This is a genomic window from Pseudomonas sp. D3 (genome assembly GCF_029320995.1).
Classification (GTDB): Bacteria; Pseudomonadota; Gammaproteobacteria; order Pseudomonadales; family Pseudomonadaceae; genus Aquipseudomonas; species Aquipseudomonas paraveronii.
The window spans coordinates 488,297-511,355 of the sequence record NZ_CP119772.1 but is presented as its reverse complement, the minus strand read 5'-3'; the positions used below and the strand labels follow the sequence as shown (position 1 = coordinate 511,355).

General features: G+C 61.8%; 19 protein-coding genes. 12 read left to right on the top strand and 7 right to left on the bottom strand.

The window, feature by feature from the left end:
• Positions 1-53 precede the first annotated feature (53 nt).
• Positions 54-2,183: a M48 family metallopeptidase gene (locus P3S72_RS02245; RefSeq protein ID WP_276195845.1), complete on the top strand. Its 2,130-nt coding sequence runs from the start codon at positions 54-56 to the stop codon at positions 2,181-2,183.
• A 73-nt stretch (positions 2,184-2,256) separates the two neighbouring features.
• Here P3S72_RS02245 and P3S72_RS02240 read toward each other — a convergent pair whose 3' ends face one another.
• From P3S72_RS02240 to P3S72_RS02225, 4 genes are all read right to left on the bottom strand, one after another.
• Complete coding sequence (locus P3S72_RS02240; protein WP_276195844.1) at positions 2,257-3,543, bottom strand: OprD family porin; 1,287 nt, start codon at positions 3,541-3,543, stop codon at positions 2,257-2,259.
• A gap of 457 nt (positions 3,544-4,000) precedes the next feature.
• Positions 4,001-4,216 (bottom strand): hypothetical protein, encoded by a 216-nt coding sequence (locus P3S72_RS02235; RefSeq protein ID WP_247400211.1) that lies wholly within the window; start codon positions 4,214-4,216, stop codon positions 4,001-4,003.
• A 234-nt stretch (positions 4,217-4,450) separates the two neighbouring features.
• Positions 4,451-5,557 carry an agmatine deiminase gene (gene aguA / locus P3S72_RS02230; protein WP_276195843.1) on the bottom strand — a complete coding sequence of 369 codons (1,107 nt, stop codon included), beginning with the start codon at positions 5,555-5,557 and terminating at the stop codon, positions 4,451-4,453.
• 120 nt (positions 5,558-5,677) lie between these two features.
• Complete coding sequence (locus tag P3S72_RS02225) at positions 5,678-8,587, bottom strand: aminotransferase (protein WP_276195842.1); 2,910 nt, start codon at positions 8,585-8,587, stop codon at positions 5,678-5,680.
• Between the two features lie 153 nt (positions 8,588-8,740).
• On the opposite strand from P3S72_RS02225, the gene rfbB reads away from it, so the two are divergent.
• Genes rfbB through P3S72_RS02190 form a run of 7 tightly spaced genes read left to right on the top strand, consistent with a single transcriptional unit; the run spans position 8,741 to position 15,824 of the window.
• Positions 8,741-9,823 (top strand): dTDP-glucose 4,6-dehydratase, encoded by a 1,083-nt coding sequence (gene rfbB, locus P3S72_RS02220; RefSeq protein WP_276195841.1) that lies wholly within the window; start codon positions 8,741-8,743, stop codon positions 9,821-9,823.
• Positions 9,820-10,695, top strand: a complete 876-nt coding sequence (gene rfbA / locus P3S72_RS02215) for a glucose-1-phosphate thymidylyltransferase RfbA (RefSeq protein ID WP_276195840.1) — start codon at positions 9,820-9,822, stop codon at positions 10,693-10,695. The genes rfbB and rfbA overlap by 4 nt, the downstream gene beginning before the upstream one ends.
• Entirely contained in the window at positions 10,692-11,237 is a 546-nt protein-coding gene (rfbC, locus tag P3S72_RS02210) for a dTDP-4-dehydrorhamnose 3,5-epimerase (RefSeq protein ID WP_276195839.1), read from the top strand. The genes rfbA and rfbC overlap by 4 nt, the downstream gene beginning before the upstream one ends.
• Positions 11,234-12,115 (top strand): dTDP-4-dehydrorhamnose reductase, encoded by an 882-nt coding sequence (gene rfbD, locus P3S72_RS02205; protein ID WP_276195838.1) that lies wholly within the window; start codon positions 11,234-11,236, stop codon positions 12,113-12,115. Before rfbC ends, rfbD begins: the two co-directional genes overlap by 4 nt.
• A 36-nt stretch (positions 12,116-12,151) precedes the next feature.
• Entirely contained in the window at positions 12,152-13,960 is a 1,809-nt protein-coding gene (locus P3S72_RS02200) for an ATP-binding protein (protein ID WP_276195837.1), read from the top strand.
• Positions 13,957-15,342, top strand: coding sequence for a sigma-54 dependent transcriptional regulator (locus tag P3S72_RS02195; RefSeq protein ID WP_276195836.1), 1,386 nt, complete (start codon positions 13,957-13,959; stop codon positions 15,340-15,342). The genes P3S72_RS02200 and P3S72_RS02195 overlap by 4 nt, the downstream gene beginning before the upstream one ends.
• A 26-nt stretch (positions 15,343-15,368) precedes the next feature.
• Positions 15,369-15,824 (top strand): YiiD C-terminal domain-containing protein, encoded by a 456-nt coding sequence (locus tag P3S72_RS02190; RefSeq protein WP_276195835.1) that lies wholly within the window; start codon positions 15,369-15,371, stop codon positions 15,822-15,824.
• Positions 15,825-15,952: 128 nt separating this feature from the next.
• Here the strand turns inward: P3S72_RS02190 and cysQ are convergent, their stop codons facing one another.
• Positions 15,953-16,789 carry a 3'(2'),5'-bisphosphate nucleotidase CysQ gene (gene cysQ, locus P3S72_RS02185; protein ID WP_276195834.1) on the bottom strand — a complete coding sequence of 279 codons (837 nt, stop codon included), beginning with the start codon at positions 16,787-16,789 and terminating at the stop codon, positions 15,953-15,955.
• On the bottom strand, positions 16,786-17,352 hold the full coding sequence (gene nudE / locus P3S72_RS02180; protein ID WP_247404398.1) for an ADP compounds hydrolase NudE: 567 nt from the start codon (positions 17,350-17,352) through the stop codon (positions 16,786-16,788). The genes cysQ and nudE overlap by 4 nt, the downstream gene beginning before the upstream one ends.
• An 87-nt stretch (positions 17,353-17,439) precedes the next feature.
• Between nudE and yrfG the strand changes: the two genes are divergently transcribed.
• Positions 17,440-18,102 (top strand): GMP/IMP nucleotidase, encoded by a 663-nt coding sequence (gene yrfG / locus P3S72_RS02175; protein WP_276195833.1) that lies wholly within the window; start codon positions 17,440-17,442, stop codon positions 18,100-18,102.
• Between the two features lie 110 nt (positions 18,103-18,212).
• Here yrfG and lysM read toward each other — a convergent pair whose 3' ends face one another.
• On the bottom strand, positions 18,213-18,656 hold the full coding sequence (lysM, locus tag P3S72_RS02170; RefSeq protein WP_276195832.1) for a peptidoglycan-binding protein LysM: 444 nt from the start codon (positions 18,654-18,656) through the stop codon (positions 18,213-18,215).
• 132 nt (positions 18,657-18,788) lie between these two features.
• Here lysM and P3S72_RS02165 point away from each other — a divergent pair, with 132 nt between their 5' ends.
• The 3 genes from P3S72_RS02165 (at position 18,789) to P3S72_RS02155 (ending at position 22,958) form a co-directional block, all read left to right on the top strand.
• The gene (locus P3S72_RS02165) at positions 18,789-19,676 is read left to right on the top strand and encodes a LysR family transcriptional regulator (protein ID WP_276195831.1); all 888 of its coding nucleotides are present in this window, start codon (positions 18,789-18,791) and stop codon (positions 19,674-19,676) included.
• Positions 19,677-19,773: 97 nt separating this feature from the next.
• Positions 19,774-20,613, top strand: a complete 840-nt coding sequence (gene fdhD / locus P3S72_RS02160; RefSeq protein WP_247404386.1) for a formate dehydrogenase accessory sulfurtransferase FdhD — start codon at positions 19,774-19,776, stop codon at positions 20,611-20,613.
• Complete coding sequence (locus tag P3S72_RS02155; protein ID WP_276195830.1) at positions 20,610-22,958, top strand: FdhF/YdeP family oxidoreductase; 2,349 nt, start codon at positions 20,610-20,612, stop codon at positions 22,956-22,958. The genes fdhD and P3S72_RS02155 overlap by 4 nt, the downstream gene beginning before the upstream one ends.
• Positions 22,959-23,059 lie beyond the last annotated feature (101 nt).

The window sequence follows — 23,059 nt, the reverse complement described above, 5'->3', positions numbered from 1 at the left end:
CCCACCGGTTCTTCGGTATAAACGTTCGCATTCTGCGTTGCGAACGGACTCCCATGAACGCCATAAAACTGATTTTCCTCCTGATCATTTCTCCCTTGCTGCTGGCCGGCGTTGGAACATGGGAATTGCAGCGCGCCACCGAGGGCGCACGGGTTCCCGACCAAGCCCAGGCCTATGTCAACGTGATGAAGCCCGTCCTGAAGACGTGGCTGGAGGAAAATCCGACGGTCCCCATTACTGTGGGCAGTGACGGCCTCAGCCCTGAGCAGTTTCTCTCCCGACTGGCGCGAATGGAGGCCGAGCTGCCTACCGCTCGCCATATAAATCGCATCCTGCACGCGCTGGCAGCCTGGGTCATTGGCCTGGGGCTGCTTGCCGCGCTGATCGGCATGGCCGCGCTGGCCGGTACGCAATGGGCGGGGCGACGTGCACAGCAGTCGCGAGAACAGTTGCTGCAGGTGTTTTCCCTGGGCAGCCGGTTATTGCCCTATGTGCTGGTGAGCCATGTGGTGGCGATGGCGGCAACGGTCGCCTTGGCGTTGAGTTATGAGGGCCTGGCGCTGTGGCATATCGGCCAGTTGGGCAAGGGCGAAGTCAAGCTGATGGGGTGGCTGGGGGTAATCGCGGCATTCTGCCTGTATTCGATCTGGCTGCTGCTCAAACAACTGCGGCACATGCTGGTGATGTTCGAGCCCACGCCGCTCGAGATGTTCGGACGGGTGGTGACGGCTGAACAGGCGCCCGGGTTATGGCGCCAGGTGCGCAAGTTGGCCGACAAACTGAGCGCGTTGCCGCCGGATCATATTGTGGTCAGCCTCGCCCTGGGCTTTTACGTGACCTCCAGCCCCGCCACGGTGCGGCCTGCGGAAACGCCGCTGCGCGGGCGCACCCTGCACGTGCCGCTGCTGTACCTGGGGTTACTGAGCCGCGAAGAAGTCGACGCGGTGATCGGCCATGAACTGGCGCATTTTGTCGGGGAAGACACCGAGTACAGCCTGCGCTTTGTGCCGATCTACGATGGCGTCAGCCGCAGCCTGGAAACGCTGGAGCAGACCATGATGGACAGCGATTTGATCCAGGCTTGGTTGATGCGCCCGTCGTTCCTGTTCGGGGTGTTTTTCATGCAACACTTCGATCATGCGGTGAACCGCTGGAGCCGTGAGCGAGAGTTGCTGGCGGATGCCGCCGGTGGCTGCTTGGCAGGCAATGCAGCAGCGGCCTCGGCGCTGCTGCGGATATCGGTGTTGCAGACGCCTGTGGAAGACGTGCTACTGGCCCATTGCGACACCCCCGTTGAGGGCGATGTGCTGAACGCCGCCCTCGCCGCATTGCACGGCCAAGAATTGCAGGCACCCGACGAAGCACTGGAAACGCATCAACCCCACCCGACCGACTCCCACCCCTCCAACGGCGAGCGCCTGCACGCACTGCGCGTGCCCTGGGCCGACGCTATGCACAGCGCCACCCGTGCAGTGGACGCACAGGCTGCAAGCCTGCAAATCGATGCCCTTTTCAGCGCGGCGCACTCACTGCGTGAGCAACTGTCCCGCGACCTGTTCGCCGAAGCGGCCGGCGAACACACAGCCCAGACTCATCTGTTGGAAACCCTGGCTGCCTCGGCACAAGGCGAACATGCCCTGCACGAAGGCGGTCGTCGGCGTGCCGTGTTGATGGCGGTGCTGGCGGTGCCGTTTGTGTTGCTGGGGCTGGCGATGATGAGCGAGCCCTGGCTTGCCCCCGAACGCTTGAAAGGCACAGCGCTGTCGGCCGTGGGTGCCGGGGCGGGAATTGCCAGTATTGCGCTGATATTTCTGTGGCTGGGTATCCGCCGATTCAAACGTGCGCCGCAGACCGCGTTGCGCCTGACGCCGGAACATTTCGTGTTCGCCAATCTGGCGCAACCGCTGCCCATCGAACACATCGCCAGTGTCACGTTGCAGTTTCTCCAAGGTATCTGGGTGACCATCGAACTCACACCCGAAGCCCCGCTGCCCGAACTGCGCAAAACCGCATTCGGCGTGCCCGGTGCGCGGGTCAACCGCAAGAAACGCCAGGTGCTGTTGCAGATGGCGCAACTGTGCATCGACAACAAGAAGATCGAGCCCTATGAAGGCCTGATGCTGATGACTGACTACGTCAAAGCATCCCTCGCACGCAAGATTCTGCAAAACTGGCAGGACTGACCCACCGACATAAAAAAACCCCGAACCAGTCGGGGTTTTCTATCGCCTGCAATCAGGCGCGACGCCGGATCAATTAGAAAACGTTGATCGGGTAGTCGACGAACAGACGGTATTCGTTGCCGCCTACGTTGTAATCACTGGCGTTGTTGGAAACGCGCAACCACGAGGCACGAGCACGCAGGCTCAGGTCTTTGACCGGGCCGCTCTGAACGATGTACTTGAACTGGTTCCAGATTTCACGCTCGGTGCCATCGCCACGGCCGCTGCCGTCGTCGATGTTGGTACCGCGAACGTAAGCCACGTTGTAGGTCAAGCCAGGCACACCGAAGGTAGCGAAGTCGATGCCGTAGGCCGCTTGCCACGAACGCTCGTCCTTGCCGTTGAAGTCGGACCAGTAGGAGTTGGCCAGCAGGATGGTGTTGCCACCGTCGCCGATGCCGCCAGCGTTGTGGTATCCGCCGTACAGGTAGCCGGTGTCGCCGGTGCTGCGCTGGTGAGCGACGGTGAAGCTGTGCGGGCCGACAGCCCACGTGGCGCCCAGGCTCCAGATTTTGTTGTCGCGGGCGTCCGCATCACCTTGGTTCTCCAGGGCGAAGCTGCGATCCAGCTTGGTTTTGTAGCCGTTGAAGTCAAACGTCAGCGACTGCTTTTCTGGCAGGGCCAACACGTAGTTGACGTTGACGTATTGCTTCTTCAGCACGTCCTGCATGTCGGAGGCGTACAGCGCTGCCGACAGGCTTTCGGTGAATTTGTAGCTACCGCCGATGTAATCGATGCTTTTCAGACGGCCACTGTCGGTACCTTCGGCGCTCTTACGCGCTTCTTTGGTGAAGTGACCGCCATCCAGTTGCAGACCTTCGATCTCTTTGGAAACGATCGAGGTACCGGTGTAGGTTTCCGACAACAGACGAGAGTTGTCGTAAGCCAGCACGGGCACGTTCGGGAACTGGTCACCGTACTTGAGCACAGTGTTGGAAAGGCGGAACTTCACCGCCGCGCCGCCTTTGGCCAGGTCGTTGGCGGCTGAGCCGCTGTCGCCTTGCTTGAAGAAGTCGATACCGCCCGCGCCGCTGCGGCCTTTACCGCCGTCCAGGCGAATGGCGTACTGGCCAATCACGTCCACACCCACACCGACGGTGCCTTGGGTGAAGCCGGACTCAAACTTGCCGATGAAGCCCTGGCCCCATTCGGCTTTGTCTTGCTTGCCGTTCTTGTAGTCACGGCTGATGTAGGCGTTACGTGCTGCGATGTTCAGATGGCTGTCTTCAACGAAACCCTTGGATTGTTCCTGGTCGTTTGCCATTGCTGTCGATGCGCTCAAAATCCCCAGAGCGATCAGACTCATCCGTTGTTTCAACATTTTTTTTATTCCTTATTACTGATTGAATACGCGCTACGACACCAAGCTCCTTTTTGCTGTTTTGGTGTCGACTTTTTCCGAAAAAAAGAAAGCCCGCGGACGACTTAACTGCCGCGGGCCTTTTTTTATTGGTTGAGTCATGGCTGTTAGCCACAGGCGTTGGACGCAATGCTAGTCTCGCGCTGAACTATGTGTCAATTTCGCGAATCGTCTGTATTTAGGCAAAAAAATTCTAAGCCACGGCCTACAGCGCTTTAGCCATCGCCTGGAAATCTCATCCATACAGAAAAAATACGTATTTAGTAACGTATTTTTCAAGTCAGACGTTTGGGAAGACATAACGCGTGCAAATTGAATTGGGCGCTTGCGCGCGGTCGGTGTCGGTCAGCCACTTATTCAGTGGAGGGCACACCGCAATGGCGAGCAAGCTCACTCGCACATTTTGATAGGCGCGTTCCTAGTTGTGCATCAATTCACACAATGCATGCATTTCATCCTCGCTGAAAAAACCAGCCGGGTAGCGCTCATTCATCACGCTGCGTAAATCTGGCTGCTGCCTGATCTGCCGTGAGCCGTGTGTCTTCAACCAGAGCGCCAGCGCATGAATTTCGTCACTGTTGACCCGCACGGGGTGGAACGTGCGCGCGTGCATCACGTCGATATTGGCATTCATTTCAGCGCTCTCTCCTACTGCGTGAGCGGCTAACTTACTCAAGGTTTATGACAGAACTGCGCAGTCATCACCGTGAGCTACTGTGACAATGCCAATACAAGAGCTATGCCAATGTGCCGTGTTTATAGGCAATCGGACACAAAAAAGCCCACGGCCTTACGGGGCCGCGGGCTTGTTGTGAACGCTAAAAACGGCTGGCGCCCGCTCGCTGTTCCGGCGTTGTTACAACTGCACTCAATTTTTCTGCGGGGCAGGCTGTTGTTGGGTCAGGCAATGGATATTACCCCCACCCAGTAACAGTTCGCGGCCCGGCACCATCACCACTTCGTGCTGCGGGAACAGGTTCTGCAGGATTTCCAGGGCCTGGCTGTCCAGTGGGTCGTCGAAGCTCGGCGCGATGATGCCACCGTTGACGATCAGGAAGTTGACGTAGGAACCGGCCAGACGCACGCAAGGATTGCGCTCCTGGCTGCCGTCCACCGGGTCCACACCCGCGCACTCTTCCTCGGTGGCATAGAGCGGCCCCGGAATCGGCATTTTATGCACTGTGAACGAGCGTCCCTGGGCATCAGTGCTGCTTAGCAGCACGTCCATGGCCGCGTGGCAGCGGGAGTAGTTCGGGTCTTGCGGGTCGTCGGTCCAGGCCAGTAAAACTTCGCCTGGGCGCACATAGCAGCAGAAGTTATCCACATGGCCATCGGTTTCGTCGTTGAACAGACCGTCCGGCAACCAGATGATCTTATCCACAGCCAAGTTGGCGCTCAGCACCGCCTCGATGGCTTCGCGGTCGAGATGCGGGTTGCGATTGCGGTTGAGCAGGCATTCTTCTGTGGTGATCAGGGTGCCTTCGCCGTCGACATGAATCGAACCGCCTTCCAGCACAAACCCTTCGGTGCCGTAGCGCGGCGCGCGCTCGATCCCGAGAATCTTGCCGCCGACCTGCGCGTCACGGTTCCACGGCGCATACAGGCCACCGTCAAAACCGCCCCAGGCGTTGAAATCCCAGTTCACGCCGCGCACTTCGCCACTGTTGTTGATCACGAAGGTCGGGCCGGTGTCACGCACCCAAGCGTCGTCGCTGGACATTTCCACCACCCGGATATTGGGCACATCCAAACGGGCGCGGGCGTTTTCGTATTGGCCGGCGGAAACCGCGACAGTGACCGGCTCAAAACGCGCGATGGCCTTGGCCACTGCCACGTGCGCGGCCTGCGCCGGCTTGCCACCCAGGCGCCAGTTGTCCGGGCGCTCGGGCCAGATCATCCAGGCCTGGGTCTGTGGCGCCCATTCGGCGGGCATATGAAAGCCATCGGCGCGAGGTGTGCTGTGCAGGGTGGTCATGGCAATCAGGGCTCCGAAAGGGTGAAAGCCGACTTTATAGCGGATAAAAATCGGCCTTAACAGCATCAAAAGAACATAGTCGATAAATATGACAGCAAATAACCGATAACAATCGATTATTTACGGCTGTTCATCCAACACCTTCGACAGCATGTCGACAAAGAAATCCACACTGCGTTTGGAAGTAACCATCGGCGGCTTGATCTTGAGAATGTTCAGGTAGTCGCCGGTCGGTTGCATGAAAATCCCCAGCTCACGCAAGCGGTCGCACAGCAGTGTGGTCTCTTCGGTGGCGGGTTCCAGGGTATGCCGGTCGCGCACCAGCTCCAAGCCCAGATAGAAACCGGAGCCGTGAACGGCGCCGACCAACGGATGACGGTCGATCAGGGCTTCCAGGCGCGCCTTGAAATGCGCACCGACCACTTGGGCGTTTTCCCAGAGCTTTTCTTCCTCCATCACATCCAGCACCGCCATGCCGATCCGGCAACTGACCGGGCTGCCCCCCGATGACGAGAAGAAATACCCCTCGGCCTCCAGCGCCTCGGCAATCTCCCGACGGGTGATCACCGCCCCCAACGGCTGACCGTTGCCCATGCCCTTGGCCATGGTGATGATATCGGGCACCACGCCCTGCTCTTCAAAGCCCCAGAAGAAATGCCCCATGCGGCCATAACCCACCTGCACTTCATCGGCGATGCACACACCGCCCTGGGCGCGCACCAACGCATACACCTGCTGCAAATAGCCCGGCGGCAGGGAGATACCCCCGGCATTGCCATACACCGGCTCACAGATGAAGCCGGCCAATTGACGTTTGCTTGCGGCGATTTTCGCCAGGTTGTGCTCCACACTTCGCACGTAATCCGGCGCGCTGTCCTGCCCGCGGAACTCGCCGCGATAGGTATTGGGCGCGGTCACCGGATGCACCCACTCCGGACGACTGCTCAGGGCCTTGGGGTTGTCGGCAATCGACGTGGACACCGCGTCCGCCGCCACCGACCAACCGTGGTAGGCCTCCAGCACACTGAGCATGTCGCGCCCACCGCTGTAGGCCCAGGCCAGGCGGATCGCCAGGTCATTGGCTTCGGTGCCGCTGTTGACCAGGAAGACCCGATCCATGCCGTCCGGCGCCAGCGCCAGCAAACGCTCGGAGAATTCGGCAATCGCCGCATAGTGAAAACGCGAGTTGGTGTTGAGCAGCGACCACTGCCGCGCTGCCACCGCCGCCATGCGGGGGTGACCATGGCCGAGCACGGCCACGTTGTTGAGCATGTCCAGATAGGAGCGGCCCTGCATGTCGATCAGGTGGTTGCGCCAGCCCCGTTCGATGCGCGGCGGGTCGACGTAATAGTGCTTCTGCGAGCGCGCGAAGCTGGCGTCGCGGCGCGCCAGCAGGGCTTCAGGGTCGAGCTCTGGTTCGGCATCGCAGGCCAGCCCTAGCAGCGTCGAGGGTGACGGGCATAGCGCTTGCCACGCCAATGCTCGGCTCGGCGTGCAGAACAACGGCGGTTCAAGATCGGCGCGGCACCATTGCACGGTCAGGGGGGCGTGGACCTCGCCCAGCATTTGCCCTTCCACCACCGTCGAACCCGCTTTCAACAGGGTTTTTACGCCCCACAACCGCAGGCTCAACGGGCCATTCTGCACCCACAACAGGCCATCGGCGCCGACGTGCAGCACCCCGGCGAAGGGCGCTTCCACCGCTGTGCCGTGGGGCAGGTGCAACTCGACATGCAGCGGGAGCGTCTGCGGTTCCGTGGCGCTGTCTGGGTTCGTGCGCGACAAACGGTATTGGCCGTAGCGACTGGCCGCCAACCCGTGAACCGCCGCAGCCTCGTCCAGTAACCGCCGGTCAATCCCAGGTTGTTCCCAATTGCCCGCCTCAAAGTGCGGGCTGAGCACCCCCAGGTCGATCAGCGCGAACTCACGCCCCACCAGCCCCGGCAAGAGCGGCGCAAACCCCTCGCTAGCGATCGGCGGCAGCGTCTGCCCGACACTGCACAGGATCGCCGCCTCCATCAATTCAAACGGCACCGACGTCGCAACGTGGAAAATTTCCCACTCATGCTCGGCGTTTTTCAACAGGTAGTCGTTATCGGGATCAAGGCGTTGCTGCTGTTCGCTGCTGAGTACCAGCACCGCCGCACGGGCGACGATCAGCGGCCACAGCGCCTGTAATTCTGCGCGCTGCAAAGGCGTAACGGCGTGACAAGCCTGGACTGCCGGCAAGATGGCAAAGGGATCACCCTCGGCATGGTGCAACAGCGCGGCACAGGTCACCGACAGGTCGGCGATGCGCCAGGTATGCGCCAGATCGCCGAAATCGATCACCCCCTGGACTTGCCAATGGCGCAGGGCATCGCGCTGCCAGACCACATTGTCATCGGTGATGTCCATGTGTACCGCTTGCCACGGCAAGTGATCCGCCAGGGGCCGAATGCCCGTACCAACTTGCTCGGCCACTTGCTCCAATGCGGCACGGTGGGGCAGGTCTGGCAGGGTCGCCAGCAGGTGGCTGATCAGTTCCTGAGCGTGGCGCGGATCCCATTGCAGGGTCCGTTCCAGGCCTGGGTGAGCGAAATCGGCCAGCGCCTGGCTCATCCGCCCGCACAATTCACCGAAACCTGCGATGACCTCGCGGCCCACGTGAGGCAGGTGGGTCAAGGGTTGGCCGTCGATGTAATCCAACAGCCGCAGGTGCAGGGTTTGCCCGTCGACGGTCACGGTCAGCAGGTCTTCACCGGTCAGGGCCTTGATCACCCGTGGGACGCGCAACCTGTCCTGTGTCTGCAACGTGCGGAGCGCGGCGTGCTGGGCGTGCAGTTCAATAGCGGCGTAGTCGCCCAGGCAGATTTTCAGCACAAACCGGCCACCGTCGCTGTCGACCCTGTAGTTGAGGTCTTGCTGGCTGCCCAGGGACCGTAAGGTGCCCGTGAGGCCGTAATGCTGCTCAAGTAACCGTACCGCCTGGTCGGGCCCCACTTGTGGGCAGGGCAGGCTGGCGCGATGGATCAACGTGGCGAGCAACATGGGGCGACCTCGGGTTTTTATCAGGTACTTATATCGCCATTATTGAAGGGGGTTAGGCAACCCCCCCGACGTGCCGCGCTTGCACAGATCCGCGTCACAACTCAAGCTATGCTCCATCCGCTTAATGTCCGTCTAAGGAAAAGGCCCTCCGACATGCGCATTCTTGTTACTGGTGGCGCTGGTTTTATCGGCTCCGCCCTGATCCGCCACCTGATTCAACACACCGAGCACGAAGTGCTCAACCTGGACAAACTGACCTACGCCGGCAACCTGGAGTCGCTGACCAGCATCGCGTCCAACAGCCGCTACGAGTTCGTCCAGGCCGATATCGTCGACCAGGCCACCGTCAGCGCCGTACTCGCGCGCTTCGAGCCCCAGGCGATCATGCACCTGGCGGCCGAGTCCCATGTCGACCGTTCCATCGACGGCCCGTCGGATTTCATCCAGACCAACATCGTCGGCACCTACAGCCTGCTGGAAGCCGCCCGCGCCTATTGGCAGACGCTCGCAGAGCCTGCCAGGAGCGCGTTCCGCTTCCACCATATTTCCACCGACGAGGTGTACGGCGACCTGCACGGCGTGGACGATCTGTTCACGGAAACCACGCCCTACGCCCCCAGCTCGCCCTACTCGGCCAGCAAGGCCGCGTCCGACCACCTGGTTCGCGCCTGGCAGCGCACGTATGGCCTGCCGGTATTGCTGACCAACTGCTCGAACAACTACGGGCCGTTTCATTTCCCCGAGAAGCTGATCCCCCTGGTGATCCTCAACGCCCTCGCCGGCAAGCCGTTGCCCGTGTATGGCGATGGCTTGCAAGTCCGTGACTGGCTGTTCGTCGAAGACCACGCCCGCGCGCTGCTCAAGGTGGTAACCGAAGGCGTGGTCGGTGAGACCTACAACATCGGCGGCCACAACGAGCAGAAGAATATCGACGTGGTGCGCAGCATCTGCGCCCTGCTGGAAGAGCTGGCGCCGCAACACCCGACCGGTGTCGCGCGCTTCGCCGACCTGATCACCTTCGTCAAGGACCGCCCCGGCCACGACCAGCGCTACGCCATCGATGCCAGCAAGATCGAACGCGAGTTGGGCTGGGTGCCGGAAGAAACCTTTGAAACCGGGCTACGCAAAACCGTGCAGTGGTACCTCGATAACCTGGAATGGTGCCGCAGGGTCCAGGACGGCAGTTATCAGGGCCAACGATTGGGCAACACAGACATGAAGGATCTGATTGCATGATGAAGGGAATCGTATTGGCCGGCGGCTCCGGCACCCGTTTACACCCCATTACCCTGGGCGTGTCCAAGCAACTGTTGCCGGTGTATGACAAGCCGATGATCTACTATCCGATCTCGGTGCTGATGCTCGCCGGAATCAAGGACATCCTGGTGATCTCCACACCGGTGGACTTGCCGCAGTATCGCAACCTGCTGGGGGATGGCAGCCAGTTTGGCGTGCGTTTCACCTATGCCGAGCAGCCGTCTCCAGACGGACTGGCTCAAGCCTTCATCATTGGCGAAGCATTCATCGGCGACGACTCCGTGTGCCTGATTCTGGGCGACAACATTTTTCACGGCCATCGCTTCGGTGATCAACTGCGCACCGCCGCCAAACGCCCGTCCGGCGCCACCGTATTCGGCTATTGGGTCAAAGACCCAGAGCGCTTCGGCGTAATCGACTTCGACAAGGAGGGCCGTGCCCTGTCTATCGAAGAGAAGCCGGCGAAGCCGAAATCCAGCTATGCCGTGACCGGCCTGTATTTCTACGATAACGACGTGATCCAGATCGCCAAGGCGGTCAAGCCTTCGCCACGCGGAGAGCTGGAGATTACCGATATAAACAATGCCTATCTCCAACGCGGCGATCTGCATGTAGAGCGCTTCGGCCGTGGCTTCGCCTGGCTTGACACCGGCACCCACGACAGCCTGCTCGAAGCCTCGACCTATGTGCAGACCATTGAGCACCGTCAAGGACTGAAAGTGGCGTGCCTTGAAGAGATCGCTTACGGGAATGGCTGGATCGATCGTGAGCATCTGCTGGAACGCGCCAAGTACTTCGGCAAAACCGGCTATGGTCAATATTTGTACACGCTCGCCGGGGATACTGAATGAATGTAACTGCCACTGAGTTGCCCGATGTATTGATCATCGAGCCGAAGGTTTTTGGCGATGAGCGCGGCTTTTTCTACGAGAGTTTCAACGCCAGGGACTTTGCCCAGGCCACAGGGTTACAAACGCAATTTGTGCAGGACAACCACTCGCGCTCGCAAAAAGGCGTGCTGCGGGGCTTGCACTATCAGATCGAACATGCGCGGGGCAAACTGGTACGCGTGACGGCGGGTGAAGTATTGGATGTGGCGGTGGATATCCGCCGCAGTTCACCTAATTTCGGCAAATGGGCAAGCGTGCGCCTATCTGCCGACAATAGCCGCCAACTGTGGATTCCACCGGGGTTCGCCCACGGCTTTGTGGTACTCAGCGACTACGCCGAGTTTCTCTACAAGACGACTGATTACTACACGCCTGCTGCAGAGCGTTGCATTCGCTGGAACGACGCCGAACTCAACATCGATTGGCAGTTGGACGGCGCACCGATATTGTCCGCCAAGGATCAGAACGGCAAAGACCTGAAGGACGCGGAGCTGTTCCCTTGAGCGGCCACCTTAAAATCCTGATCACCGGCCAACACGGCCAACTCTCCCAAGCGCTGCAACAACGGCTCCAGGGCCAGGGCGAACTCATCGTGCTGGGCCGCGACAGGCTGGACTTGGCCCACGTTGACCAGATCCGCGAGCAAGTGCGCGCCCATCGCCCCGACCTGATCATCAACGCCGCAGCCCACACTGCGGTCGATCAGGCCGAAAGCGAGCCGGACGCGGCCTTCGCGGTCAACGCCACCGCGCCCGGCGTCCTCGCCGAAGAAGCCAAGGCCTTGGGCGTGCCGCTGATCCACTACTCCACCGACTACGTGTTTGACGGCAGCAAACCTGCGCCTTACACCGAAACCGACATCCCCAACCCGTTGGGCGTCTACGGCCAGAGCAAGCTCGCCGGTGAGCAGGCGATCGCGGCCGTGGGGGGCGAATACCTGATCCTGCGCACCAGTTGGGTCTACTCCCTTCACGGCAAGAACTTCCTGCTGACCATGCAGCGCCTGCTGCAAGAAAAACCGCAGATGCGCATCGTCGCCGACCAGATCGGCGCGCCGACCTGGGCCGGCACCATCGCCAACAGTACCCGCGCGTTGATCGAGCGCTGGCAGGCCGGGCAGGCGGGCGACTGGGGCGTCTATCACCTGACCGCCCAAGGCGAAACATCGTGGTTCGGCTTCGCCCAGACGATTGGCGAGCACCTGCGCGCCGCTGGCCAACCCTGCGCCGAATTGGAAGCGATCCCGTCCAGCGCCTACCCGACGCCGGCCAAGCGCCCACTGAACTCGCGCCTCGATTGCAGCCGCCTGCAACAGCAGTGGCAGGTCAGCCAACCGTCGTGGCAAGACGCATTGCGCGAGTGTCTTGCACGGCAGCACTAGGCATAATGCGCCTGTACCCTCAGGCGCATGACCCCCATGACCCCATCCCTCCCGCGAAGACCCCGCTGGCGCAGCCTCGCCCTGTTGGCGCTGTGCCTGGCGCCGCTGCTGTGGCCGCTGGAGCACCTGGCCGAGCGCTACTATCGCAGCGAGCTGGCCGGGCAGAACCGTCAGACCCTCGACCTGTACGTCGCCAACCTGCTGGGCACCCTGCATCGCTATGAAGTACTGCCGCAGATCCTCGGCGACTTGCCAGCCCTGCGCACCGCGCTGGCGGCACCGCAGGTCAGTACTAATCTGGTCAACGCCAACCTGCTGCTCAAGGACGTCGCCGCCCAGGCCGGGGTCGAAGTGATGTACCTGATGGACACCACCGGCAAGACCCTCGCCGCGTCCAACTGGGACAAGCAAGACAGCTTCGTGGGGCGCAATTTCTCGTTCCGCCCCTATTTCAGCGAAGCCATGGCCGGGCGCCTGGGGCGGTTCTTCGGCCTGGGCACCACCTCGGCCAAACGCGGCTACTTCTTCGCCGCCGCGGTGCGCGATGGCGCGAAAATCATCGGTGTGCTGGTGGTCAAGGTCGACCTGGACCACACCGAAAGCCTGTGGGGCAACACCCCGGAGCAACTGCTGGTCACCGACCACAACGGCGTCGTGATCCTGACCTCGCGCCCACAATGGCGATTTCGCGCCACCCGGCCACTGACGGCCGAAGAGCACCAGGCGATTATCGCCATCCAGCCCTACCCCACCCGCGATCCGCAACCGCTGGTCTTGAGCCCTACGGCGTGGCTGCGCCAATCCACGGTCATCGCCGAAACCGGCTGGAACGTGGAGATCCTCGCGCCACAATCGTTGATCAACCGCCCGGTGCGCACCGTGGTTGCGGTGGGCGGCGCCACGCTGCTGGTGCTGATGTTGCTGCTGGGCCTGATGATGCAGCGCCGTCGGCACTACCTGGACCGCATCGCCTTCGAAGCCAAGGCCCGGCGCGAGCTGGAAATGCGCGTGGCCGAGCGCACCAGCGACCTGGAAGGCCTCAACCGGCGCCTGAAACAGGAAGTACTGGAGCGCGAACACGCCCAGCAGGAACTGGTGCGCGCCCAGGATGACCTGGTGCAGGCCGGCAAATTATCGGCGCTGGGCACCATGTCGGCGAGTATCAGCCACGAGCTCAATCAACCCCTGGCGGCGATTCGCAGTTATGCGGAAAACGCCGAAATCCTGCTCGACCATGAGCGCACCAACGATGCCCGCGGCAATCTCAAGCTGATCAGCGAACTGACCGGGCGCATGGCCTCGATCATCGCCCACTTGCGCGCTTTCGCCCGGCGCGATCGGCATGCGCCGGAAAGCGTCGCCCTGCAACCGGCGCTGGACGACGCGCTGGCGTTGCTGGCCAAGCGGCGGCGCGCGATGGAAGTCGAGTTGATCCGTGACTTGCCCGAGGCCACCCTATGGGTCGAGGCCGGTGAAACCCGCCTGCGCCAGGTGCTGGGCAACTTGCTGGCCAATGCCCTCGACGCCCTCACCGAAAAAGGCCCGCCGCGCAAACTCTGGCTGAGTGCCGAAACCACCGAACAGGGCGTCAATCTGTACATTCGCGACAACGGCCCGGGGTTTTGCATGGAAGCCCTGGGCCGCGCCAGCGAGCCGTTCTACACCACCAAGACCCGCACCCAAGGCCTCGGGCTGGGCCTGGCGATCTGTGACACCTTGATGCGTGCCTTTGGTGGCGAACTGCTGTTTGCCAACCACAAGCAAGGCGGCGCGCTGTTAACCTTGAAATTGCGTGCCGGCTCGCCGGGCGTCAGTCTGCAACCGTCCGAGGACCGCAGTGTATGAGTATCGATAACCAGATCCAGGTAGTGTTGATCGACGACGATCCACACTTGCGTCAGGCCCTGTGCCAGACCCTGGACCTGGCCGGGCTGAAAGTCCTGCCCCTGGGCGAAGCCACCGGCCTCACCGCACGCCTGTCGCGGGATTGGCCGGGCGTGGTGGTCAGCGATATCCGCATGCCCGGCATGGATGGCCTGGAGCTGCTGGCCGAGCTGCACGGCCAGGACCCGGACCTGCCGGTGCTGCTGATCACCGGCCACGGCGATGTACCGCTGGCGGTGCAGGCCATGCGTGCCGGGGCCTATGACTTCCTTGAAAAGCCGTTCGCCAGCGACGCCCTGCTCGACAGCGTGCGCCGCGCCCTGGCCCTGCGCCGGCTGGTGCTGGATAACCGCAGCCTGCGCCTGGCCCTCAGCGATCGCCAGCAATTGAGCACGCGCCTGGTCGGGCACTCCCCGCAAATGCTGCGCCTGCGCGAGCAGATCGGCGCGCTGGCGGCAACCAAGGCCGATGTGCTGATCCTCGGCGAAACCGGCGCCGGCAAAGAGGTGGTCGCCCGCGCACTGCACGACTTGTCGAGCCGGCGCAGTGGGCCTTTCGTGGCGATCAACGCCGGAGCGCTCGCCGAATCGGTGGTCGAAAGCGAGCTGTTCGGCCACGAGCCAGGCGCCTTTACTGGCGCGCAAAAACGCCGCATCGGCAAGTTCGAATTCGCCAACGGCGGCACGCTGTTCCTCGATGAAATCGAAAGCATGAGCCTGGATGTACAGGTCAAGCTGCTGCGCCTGCTGCAGGAGCGCGTGGTCGAACGCCTGGGCGGCAATCAACTGATCCCGCTGGATATCCGCATCATTGCCGCCACCAAGGAGGACCTGCGCCAGTCCGCCGACCAGGGCCGCTTCCGCGCCGACTTGTATTACCGCCTCAACGTCGCACCGTTGCGCATTCCGCCTTTGCGCGAGCGCGGTGAAGATGCGTTGATGCTGTTCCAGCACTTTGCCGACGAAGCCAGCAGCCGCCATGGCCTGCCGCTGCACGAACTGCAGCCGGGCCAGCGTGCGTTGCTGCTGCGCCACAGTTGGCCGGGCAATGTGCGCGAATTGCAGAACGCCGCCGAGCGCTTTGCCCTGGGCCTGGAGTTGGCGCTGGACAACACCCAGGACAATCCGTCCGCCGGCGTGCTGACCTCCACCCCCGGCGGCCTGAGCGAACAAGTCGAACAGTTCGAAAAAAGCCTGATCGCCGCCGAACTGACCCGCCCCCACAGCTCCCTGCGCAGCCTCGCCGAAGCCCTCGGCGTACCGCGCAAAACCCTGCACGACAAGCTGCGCAAGCACGGCCTCAACTTTGCCGATAGCGCCAGCCACAGCAGCGACGACGAATGACCCACCCTACCCACCAAGAGGCCGCCATGAGCCGCGACAGCCGTTACCTGGAATCCATCCTCCACCACGACATTCCCCTCACCCGGGAAATGGGCCTCAAGGTGCTCGACTGGCAACACGGCCAATTGCAATTGCACTTGCCCTTGCAAGCCAATATCAACCACAAGAGCACCATGTTCGGTGGCAGCCTCTATTGCGGCGCCGTATTAGCGGGTTGGGGCTGGCTGCATTTGCAACTGCGCGAAGAAGGTGTTGAAGACGGGCATATCGTGATCCAGGAAGGGCAGATCAGTTATCCGCTGCCGGTCACACGAGACGCGACCGTGGTCTGCCAGGCCCCGGAGGAGAAGGTGTGGAAGCGCTTTGTGACGACGTACAAGCGACACGGTCGCGCGCGGTTGACGCTGGAGACGTGGATTGTGAATGACGGCAGTGACGAGCACGCAGTGGCGTTCAGCGGCCAGTACGTCCTGCACCGCTAGCCGCCACGCCAAAAAACAAAGGTGGGAGGGGGGCTTGCTCCCGATGGCGGGGTATCAGTCGGTACATCTGTGACTGAACCACCGCCATCGGGAGCAAGCCCCCTCCCACATTTTGATCTGCTGAGGCCTTACGAACGGGCCAGGGTCAGCAAGCGTTCACGCCACGCGGCCTTGGCGGGCAACGCCAGGAAGAACGGGTTCAGCAAGGATTCCCGCGCCGGGTAGCTGAACGGCTCGCCGCTCAACTCCAGCACTTCACCGCCCGCGCCTTCGAGCACGCCCTGGGCTGCGGCGGTATCCCACTGGGATGTCGGCGCCAGGCGCGGGTAGCAATCGGCGCTGCCTTCGGCCAACAGGCAAAACTTCAACGAGCTGCCGATATTCGCCAGCTTCAGCTCGCCCAACCCGTCGCTCAAACCCTTGAGCAAACGCTCCTGCTCAGGGCTGCTGTGCCGACGACTGGCAACCACGGTAAACGCCTCGCCGGCGGCCGGGGCCTGGCGCACTTGGATCGGCATCGGCGCTTCATTCACATCCGAACGCCAGGCCCCCAGGCCCGCGCCGCCAAAGTAGCAGCGGCCGCTGGTGGGCATCGACACCACGCCAAACACGACGCGGCCCTGTTCGATCAAGGCGACGTTGACGGTGAATTCCTCGCTGCCAGAAATAAACTCCTTGGTGCCATCCAACGGGTCCACCAACCACCAGCGCTGCCAGCCGGCACGCACGTCCTGGTCGATATCGGCGTCTTCTTCGGAAAGCACCGGGATGCTCGGGTCAAGTGCGGTCAGGCCGGCGAGAATCAGATGATGAGCGGCAAGGTCCGCCGCCGTCACAGGTGAATCATCGGACTTGGACGTCACGGCCACGTTGGCACGCCAGTACGGCATGATGACCTCACCGGCCTGGTGGGCCAGCTCGATCACCGGGGCAATAAACGGGTGGCCTAGAAACAGTTCGCTCATGCGCTGAACGCTCCACGCTGGGTCAACAGGTCTCGTACCAGGTACAGCGCGGCCAAGGCACGGCCTTCGCTGAACTGCTCGTTTTGCGCCAGTTGCGACAGCTCGCGCAGGTTGACCCTGTCTACACGCATCGGCTCGGGTTCATCGCCTTCCAGGCGTTCTTCATACAGATCGGTGGCCAGTACCACCTGGATTTTCTGGCTCATGTAGCCAGGCGACAGCGAAAGCTCGGTGAGGTGCTCCAACTGGCGCGCGCCATAGCCGGCCTCTTCCTTGAGTTCGCGGTCTGCCGCCGCCAACACATCCTCGCCCGGCTCGATCAGGCCCTTGGGCAAGGAAATCTCATAGGCGTCGGTCCCGCCACAGTACTCTTCCACCAGCAACGCGTGGTCGGCGTCGATCATCGCCACGATCATCACCGCGCCGTAGCCGGCACCGCGCCCCACCAGACGTTCGTAGGTCCGTTCAACGCCATTGGAAAAGCGCAGTTGCACTTCCTCCACGCGGAACAAACGGCTACTGGCGACTATTTCGCGGGCGAGGACGGTGGGTTTCTGGCGCATGAGCGGCTCCTTGGCGTGATCGGGTTACTATACCGTGGCTTTTCCGATTGTCTGTGTCGGATATCTTTACTTACATGAGAACGCCCCATGCCCTCTTTGCCCTGGCACGCCATCGACACCGTCCTGCTGGACATGGACGGCACCCTGCTCGACCTGCATTACGACAACCACTTCTGGATGGAGCACCTGCCCCAACGCTACGCCGAGTTGCACGGGGTGAGCCGGGCCATGGCCGAGATGGAGCTGCAGCCGCTGTTCGAGCGTAACGCCGGCCAGTTGCAATGGTATTGCCTGGATTTCTGGAGTGCGGAGCTGAAGATCCCAGTGCGCGAACTCAAGCTGGAAACCGCCCACTTAATCGCGCTGCGCCCGGATGCGGACACCTTTCTGGCCGCGCTCAGACAGGCCGGCAAGCGCGTGATCCTGATCACCAACGCGCATCGTGATTCGCTGTCATTGAAGATGGAGCGCATTGAACTGGCGCCGTATTTCGAGCGGTTGATCAGTTCCCACGACTACGGTTTCGCCAAGGAAAACCCACAGTTTTGGGACGCCCTGCAAGCCGACATTGACTTCGACCCGGCGCGCAGCCTGTTTATCGACGACACCTTGCCGATCCTGCGCAGCGCCCGAGACTTTGGCGTGGGGCATCTGCTGGCGGTGAAAGCACCGGACAGCCAGAAAGGGCCCAAGGACACAGCTGAATTTGCAGCGGTAGATGACTACCGAGATCTCATTGCCGGACTCTGAACAACTGTGGGAGGGGGCTTGCTCCCGATAGCGGTAGGTCAGTCAACTTATGCATCGACTGAAACGCCGCGTTCGGGAGCAAGCCCCCTCCCACAGTTTTACCGCGTGTACTACTCAGGAATACGCAGTGTCTGCCCTGGGTAGATCTTGTCTGGACTCGACAACATCGGCTTGTTGGCCTCAAATATCTTGTTGTACAGGTTGGCCTTGCCGTACACCGCCAGGGAAATCGCGCTGAGGGTGTCGCCCTTTTTCACCACGACGAAACGCGCTGCCACAATCGGGTCGGTGTTGGTGACCTTGATCTGGTCATCCACGCTCGCGACACCGGCAATGTTGCCCAGCGCCAACAGGATCTTCTCTTTCTCCTCCTGGCTGGCCACTTCACCGGTCACGGTCACTTTGTCGCCGTCGACAGCGGTCTGTACGTTCGGATTACCCAGACCGACCTTGGCCACATGCGCCTTCAACTGATCACTGGCGTTTGCATTACCCGGCGTCAACAGATCGATCAACTTCTCGCCGGCTTCCTTTACAAAGCTGAGAATACTCATGGTGCTCTCTCCTTGGGGGTTAAGTTCCAGATGCAAAAGACTAGACCAGTCCTACAGAATCGGGTTCCAACCCGGCCAAAGATCCAAACGCGCTAGAATCCCCCCGCCATTGGAATAAGCCCTGGAGCGAAGATGGACATCAAGCAGCTGAAATTCCTCATCGCCCTCGACGAGACCCGTCACTTCGGCCAGGCGGCAGCGCGTTGCCATATCACCCAGCCTACCCTGTCGATGCGCCTGCGCAGCCTCGAAGAAGAACTTGAGCTTCCGCTGGTCAACCGCGGCCAGCGCTTCGAAGGCTTCACCGCACCGGGTGAACGCGTGCTGGCCTGGGCGCGCACGGTGCTGGCGGCGTATGACGGCCTGCTGGCCGAAGCCGCCGCCTGTCGCGGTAACCTGGTGGGGACGTTGCGTTTGGGCGTGGTGCCGCTGTCGAGTTTCGATCCGTTGGCGCTGATGCAACAACTGCACAAAGAACACCCAAGCCTGCGCTTTGAGCTGTCGGCACTCAGCTCCGAACAAATCCTCGAACAGTTGGCGAGCAATCGCCTGGACCTCGGCGTGTCGTACCTCGACCGCCTGGACAACGAGCGCTTCGACTCCCTGGCCCTCGGCGAAACCCGCATGGGCCTGCTGTACGACCAACGCTATTTCAGCTTCGGCGAAAAGCCGCTGAGCTGGGAGGCACTGATCGAACTGCCCCTGGGCATGCTCACCAGTGGCATGCACTTCCGCCAGTCCATCGATCACAACTTCCATAGCCGAGGCCTGCAGCCGCAGCCGCTGTTGCAGACCGATGCGGTCCATCAGTTGTTACAAGCAGTCCACGGCGGGCTGTGCTGTGCGGTGATGCCCTTGGACGGCGGCCTGGACGCCCTGACCGAGCATTTGCGCCTGCAACCGATTGAAGACGCCCACACCCTGGCCCGCCTGGGGTTGATCATGCGACGCAGCGCCCCGCGTTCGGCGTTGGCGGAAGCATGTTTCGCGCTGTTTCAGAAATCGCAGACAGAGTCTTGATCGACGTCATCTATCGGTAGATCAGTACTGGCAATTAGACGCGACGCTTTGTCGCGCCTAGTCTAACCACTGACCCATCCGCCGTCGGTACTGCCCCATGAACGCCAAGCGCCCAGTCTGCGCGGCGCCCGCTCTTCAAACGCCCGCGCCCGCCGCCAGCCAGAGCTACCAGTTTTGCACTCTCGAACACACTGAAGTCGCCAGCACCGCGCTGGCGGAAGAAGTGGCGTTGGCGATCGCCTATAACGACATCAGCCAGGCCGTGATGCTGGTGACGCCGACAGACCTGGAAGACTTCATTGTAGGTTTCAGCATCGGCAGCGGCATTATCGCCGACGTTAGCGACATTTATGACCTCAAACTCAGCGGTACGGGCTCTGCCCAGTACGCTCAGGTGCAGATTTCCAGCCGTGCGTTCTGGAACCTTAAGCAGCAGCGCCGCCAACTGGCCGGTACCAGCGGTTGCGGGTTATGCGGCGTGGAAGCGCTGGAGCAAGCCCTGCCGGACCTTGAGGTACTGCCCGGCGCGCCCCTGCCACCGGCCGAATGGCTCGACGGCCTGCGCCAGCGCATCAGCGCGTTCCAGCCTCTGGGCCAGCACAGCGGCGCGGTGCATGCGGCAGTGTTCATGAACAACCAAGGCGAGTTGTTGCTGGGCCGCGAAGACATTGGCCGACACAACGCCCTCGATAAATTGATCGGCGCATTGATCCGCCAACGGATTCCCAGCGAAGGCGGCCTGGCAATTGTCACCAGCCGTTGCAGCCTTGAGTTGATCCAGAAAGTCCTGCGCGCGGGCATCCAGACCCTGGTCAGCCTGTCGTCGCCCACCGGCCTGGCCCTGCAATGGGCACGCCGGCACAACCTCAATCTCATCCACCTGCCGCAGAAAAGTGCGCCGCGGGTCTACAGCCCTGCGATGGAGAAACAGCCGTGAGCAATCATCATCAAGCCGACCAAACCCCGACCCCGCGCTACAAGCCTTACAAAGGTGCCGCAGGCGGCTGGGGCGCGCTGATCAGCGTGGCGCAGGCATGGCTGACCAGCGACAACGCGCTGAAAAACCTGCGCATGATGCTCAAGACCAACCAGAACGGCGGCTTCGACTGCCCGGGCTGCGCCTGGGGCGATTCGCCGGAAAGCGGCATGGTCAAGTTCTGCGAAAACGGCGCCAAGGCGGTCAACTGGGAAGCCACCAAACGCCGCGTCGATGCCGCATTTTTCGCCAAACACAGCGTCACCGCCCTGATCGAGCAGAGCGACTATTGGCTGGAATACCAGGGCCGCCTGACCGAGCCGATGCGCTATGACGCACAGACCGACCGCTATCAGCCCATCAGTTGGGCGGCGGCGTTCGAGCTGATCGGCAAGCACCTCAACGCCCTGCCCAGCCCGGACATGGCCGAGTTCTACACTTCGGGTCGCGCCAGCAACGAAGCGGCGTACCTCTACCAGTTGTTCGTGCGCGCCTACGGCACCAACAACTTCCCGGATTGCTCGAACATGTGCCACGAAGCCAGCGGCGTGGCCCTGGCGCAAAGTGTCGGCGTCGGCAAAGGCACCGTGACCTTTGATGACTTCGAACACGCCGACGCGATTTTCGTCTGGGGCCAGAACCCCGGCACCAATCACCCACGCATGCTCGAACCGCTGCGCGAAGCGGTGAAACGCGGTGCACAGGTGGTGTGCATCAACCCGCTCAAAGAGCGCGGCCTGGAACGCTTCCAGCACCCGCAACACCCGCTGGAAATGCTCACCAACGGCGACAAGCCGACCAACACCGCGTACTTCCGCCCGGCGCTGGGTGGCGATATGGCCATCCTGCGCGGCATGGCCAAGTTCCTGTTGCAATGGGAACGCCAGGCCCAGGCCGAAGGCAAGGAAGCGGTGTTCGACCACGACTTCCTCAACGAACACACCATCAACGTGCTCGATTACCTCGGCCAGATCGACGACACCTCCTGGGATGAAATCGTCGCGCAGTCCGGCCTGCCCCTGGTGGAAATCGAGCAAGCGGCGCGCATGTACGCCAAAGGCAAGAACGTGATCATGTGTTGGGCGATGGGCATCACCCAGCATCGTCACTCGGTGCCGACCATCCAGGAAATCGCCAACCTGATGCTGCTGCGCGGCAATATCGGGCGCCCGGGCGCCGGCCTGTGCCCGGTGCGCGGCCACAGTAACGTGCAGGGCGACCGCACCATGGGCATCAACGAACGTCCGCCGGTGGCGTTCCTCGACGCTCTGGAGCGGCGTTTCCAGTTCCAGGTGCCGCGAACCAACGGCCACAACGTGGTCGAAGCGATCCACGCCATGTTGGAAGGACGCGCCAAAGTGTTTATCGGCCTGGGCGGCAACTTCGCCCAAGCGACGCCAGACAGCCCGCGCACCTTCGAAGCGCTGCGCAATTGCGACCTGACCGTGCAAATCAGTACCAAGCTAAACCGCAGCCACCTGATGCACGGTAAAGACGCGCTGATCTTGCCGTGCCTGGGCCGCACCGACATCGACATCCAGGCCGAAGGCCCGCAGGCGGTCACGGTAGAAGACTCGTTCAGCATGGTCCACGGCTCCAACGGCCAGTTGCAACCGCTGTCGCCCCTGATGAAATCCGAGCCGGCCATTCTCGCCGGCATCGCCGCCGCGACCCTGGGCAGCAAACCGGTGGACTGGAACTGGCTGGTGGCCGACTACGGGCGTATTCGCGAGCTGATCGCCGACACCATCCCGGGCTTCACGGACTTCAACGAACGCATCAAGAACCCAGGCGGTTTCTACCTGGGCAACTCCGCCGGGGCACGTCGCTGGAGCACGCCTTCGGGCCGCGCCAACTTCCGCCCGAACGTCCTGCCCAAGGACCTGATCCACGAACGCACTCACGCCACCGGACGCGTGCCGGACCTGATCATGCAGTCGATGCGCTCCCACGATCAGTACAACACCACCATTTATGGCCTGGACGACCGCTATCGCGGGGTGAAAGGTCAGCGTGACGTGTTGTTCGTCAACGAAGCCGACATCATCCGCCTGGGCTTCAAACCGGGGCAGAAGGCGGACATCGTGTCGCTGTGGGAAGACGGCCGTGAACGCCGCGTAAAAGGCTTCACCTTACTGGCGTTCGATATTCCGGCGGGACAGGCAGCGGCTTACTACCCGGAAGTGAACCCGCTGGTGCCATTGGAAAGCACCGGGGATGGCAGCCATACGCCGACGTCGAAGTTTGTGGCGATTCGCCTGGAGGCGGCGAGCGACAATGGCCTGATCATGGCGCGCTCGGCGTAAATTCCGGGCACAAAAAAGGCCGCTTTTGCATAAAAGCGGCCCTTCCGAAGTAACTACAGACCCGCCAAAATCACTTAAGTTCCTTAGTGAAAACAATAACT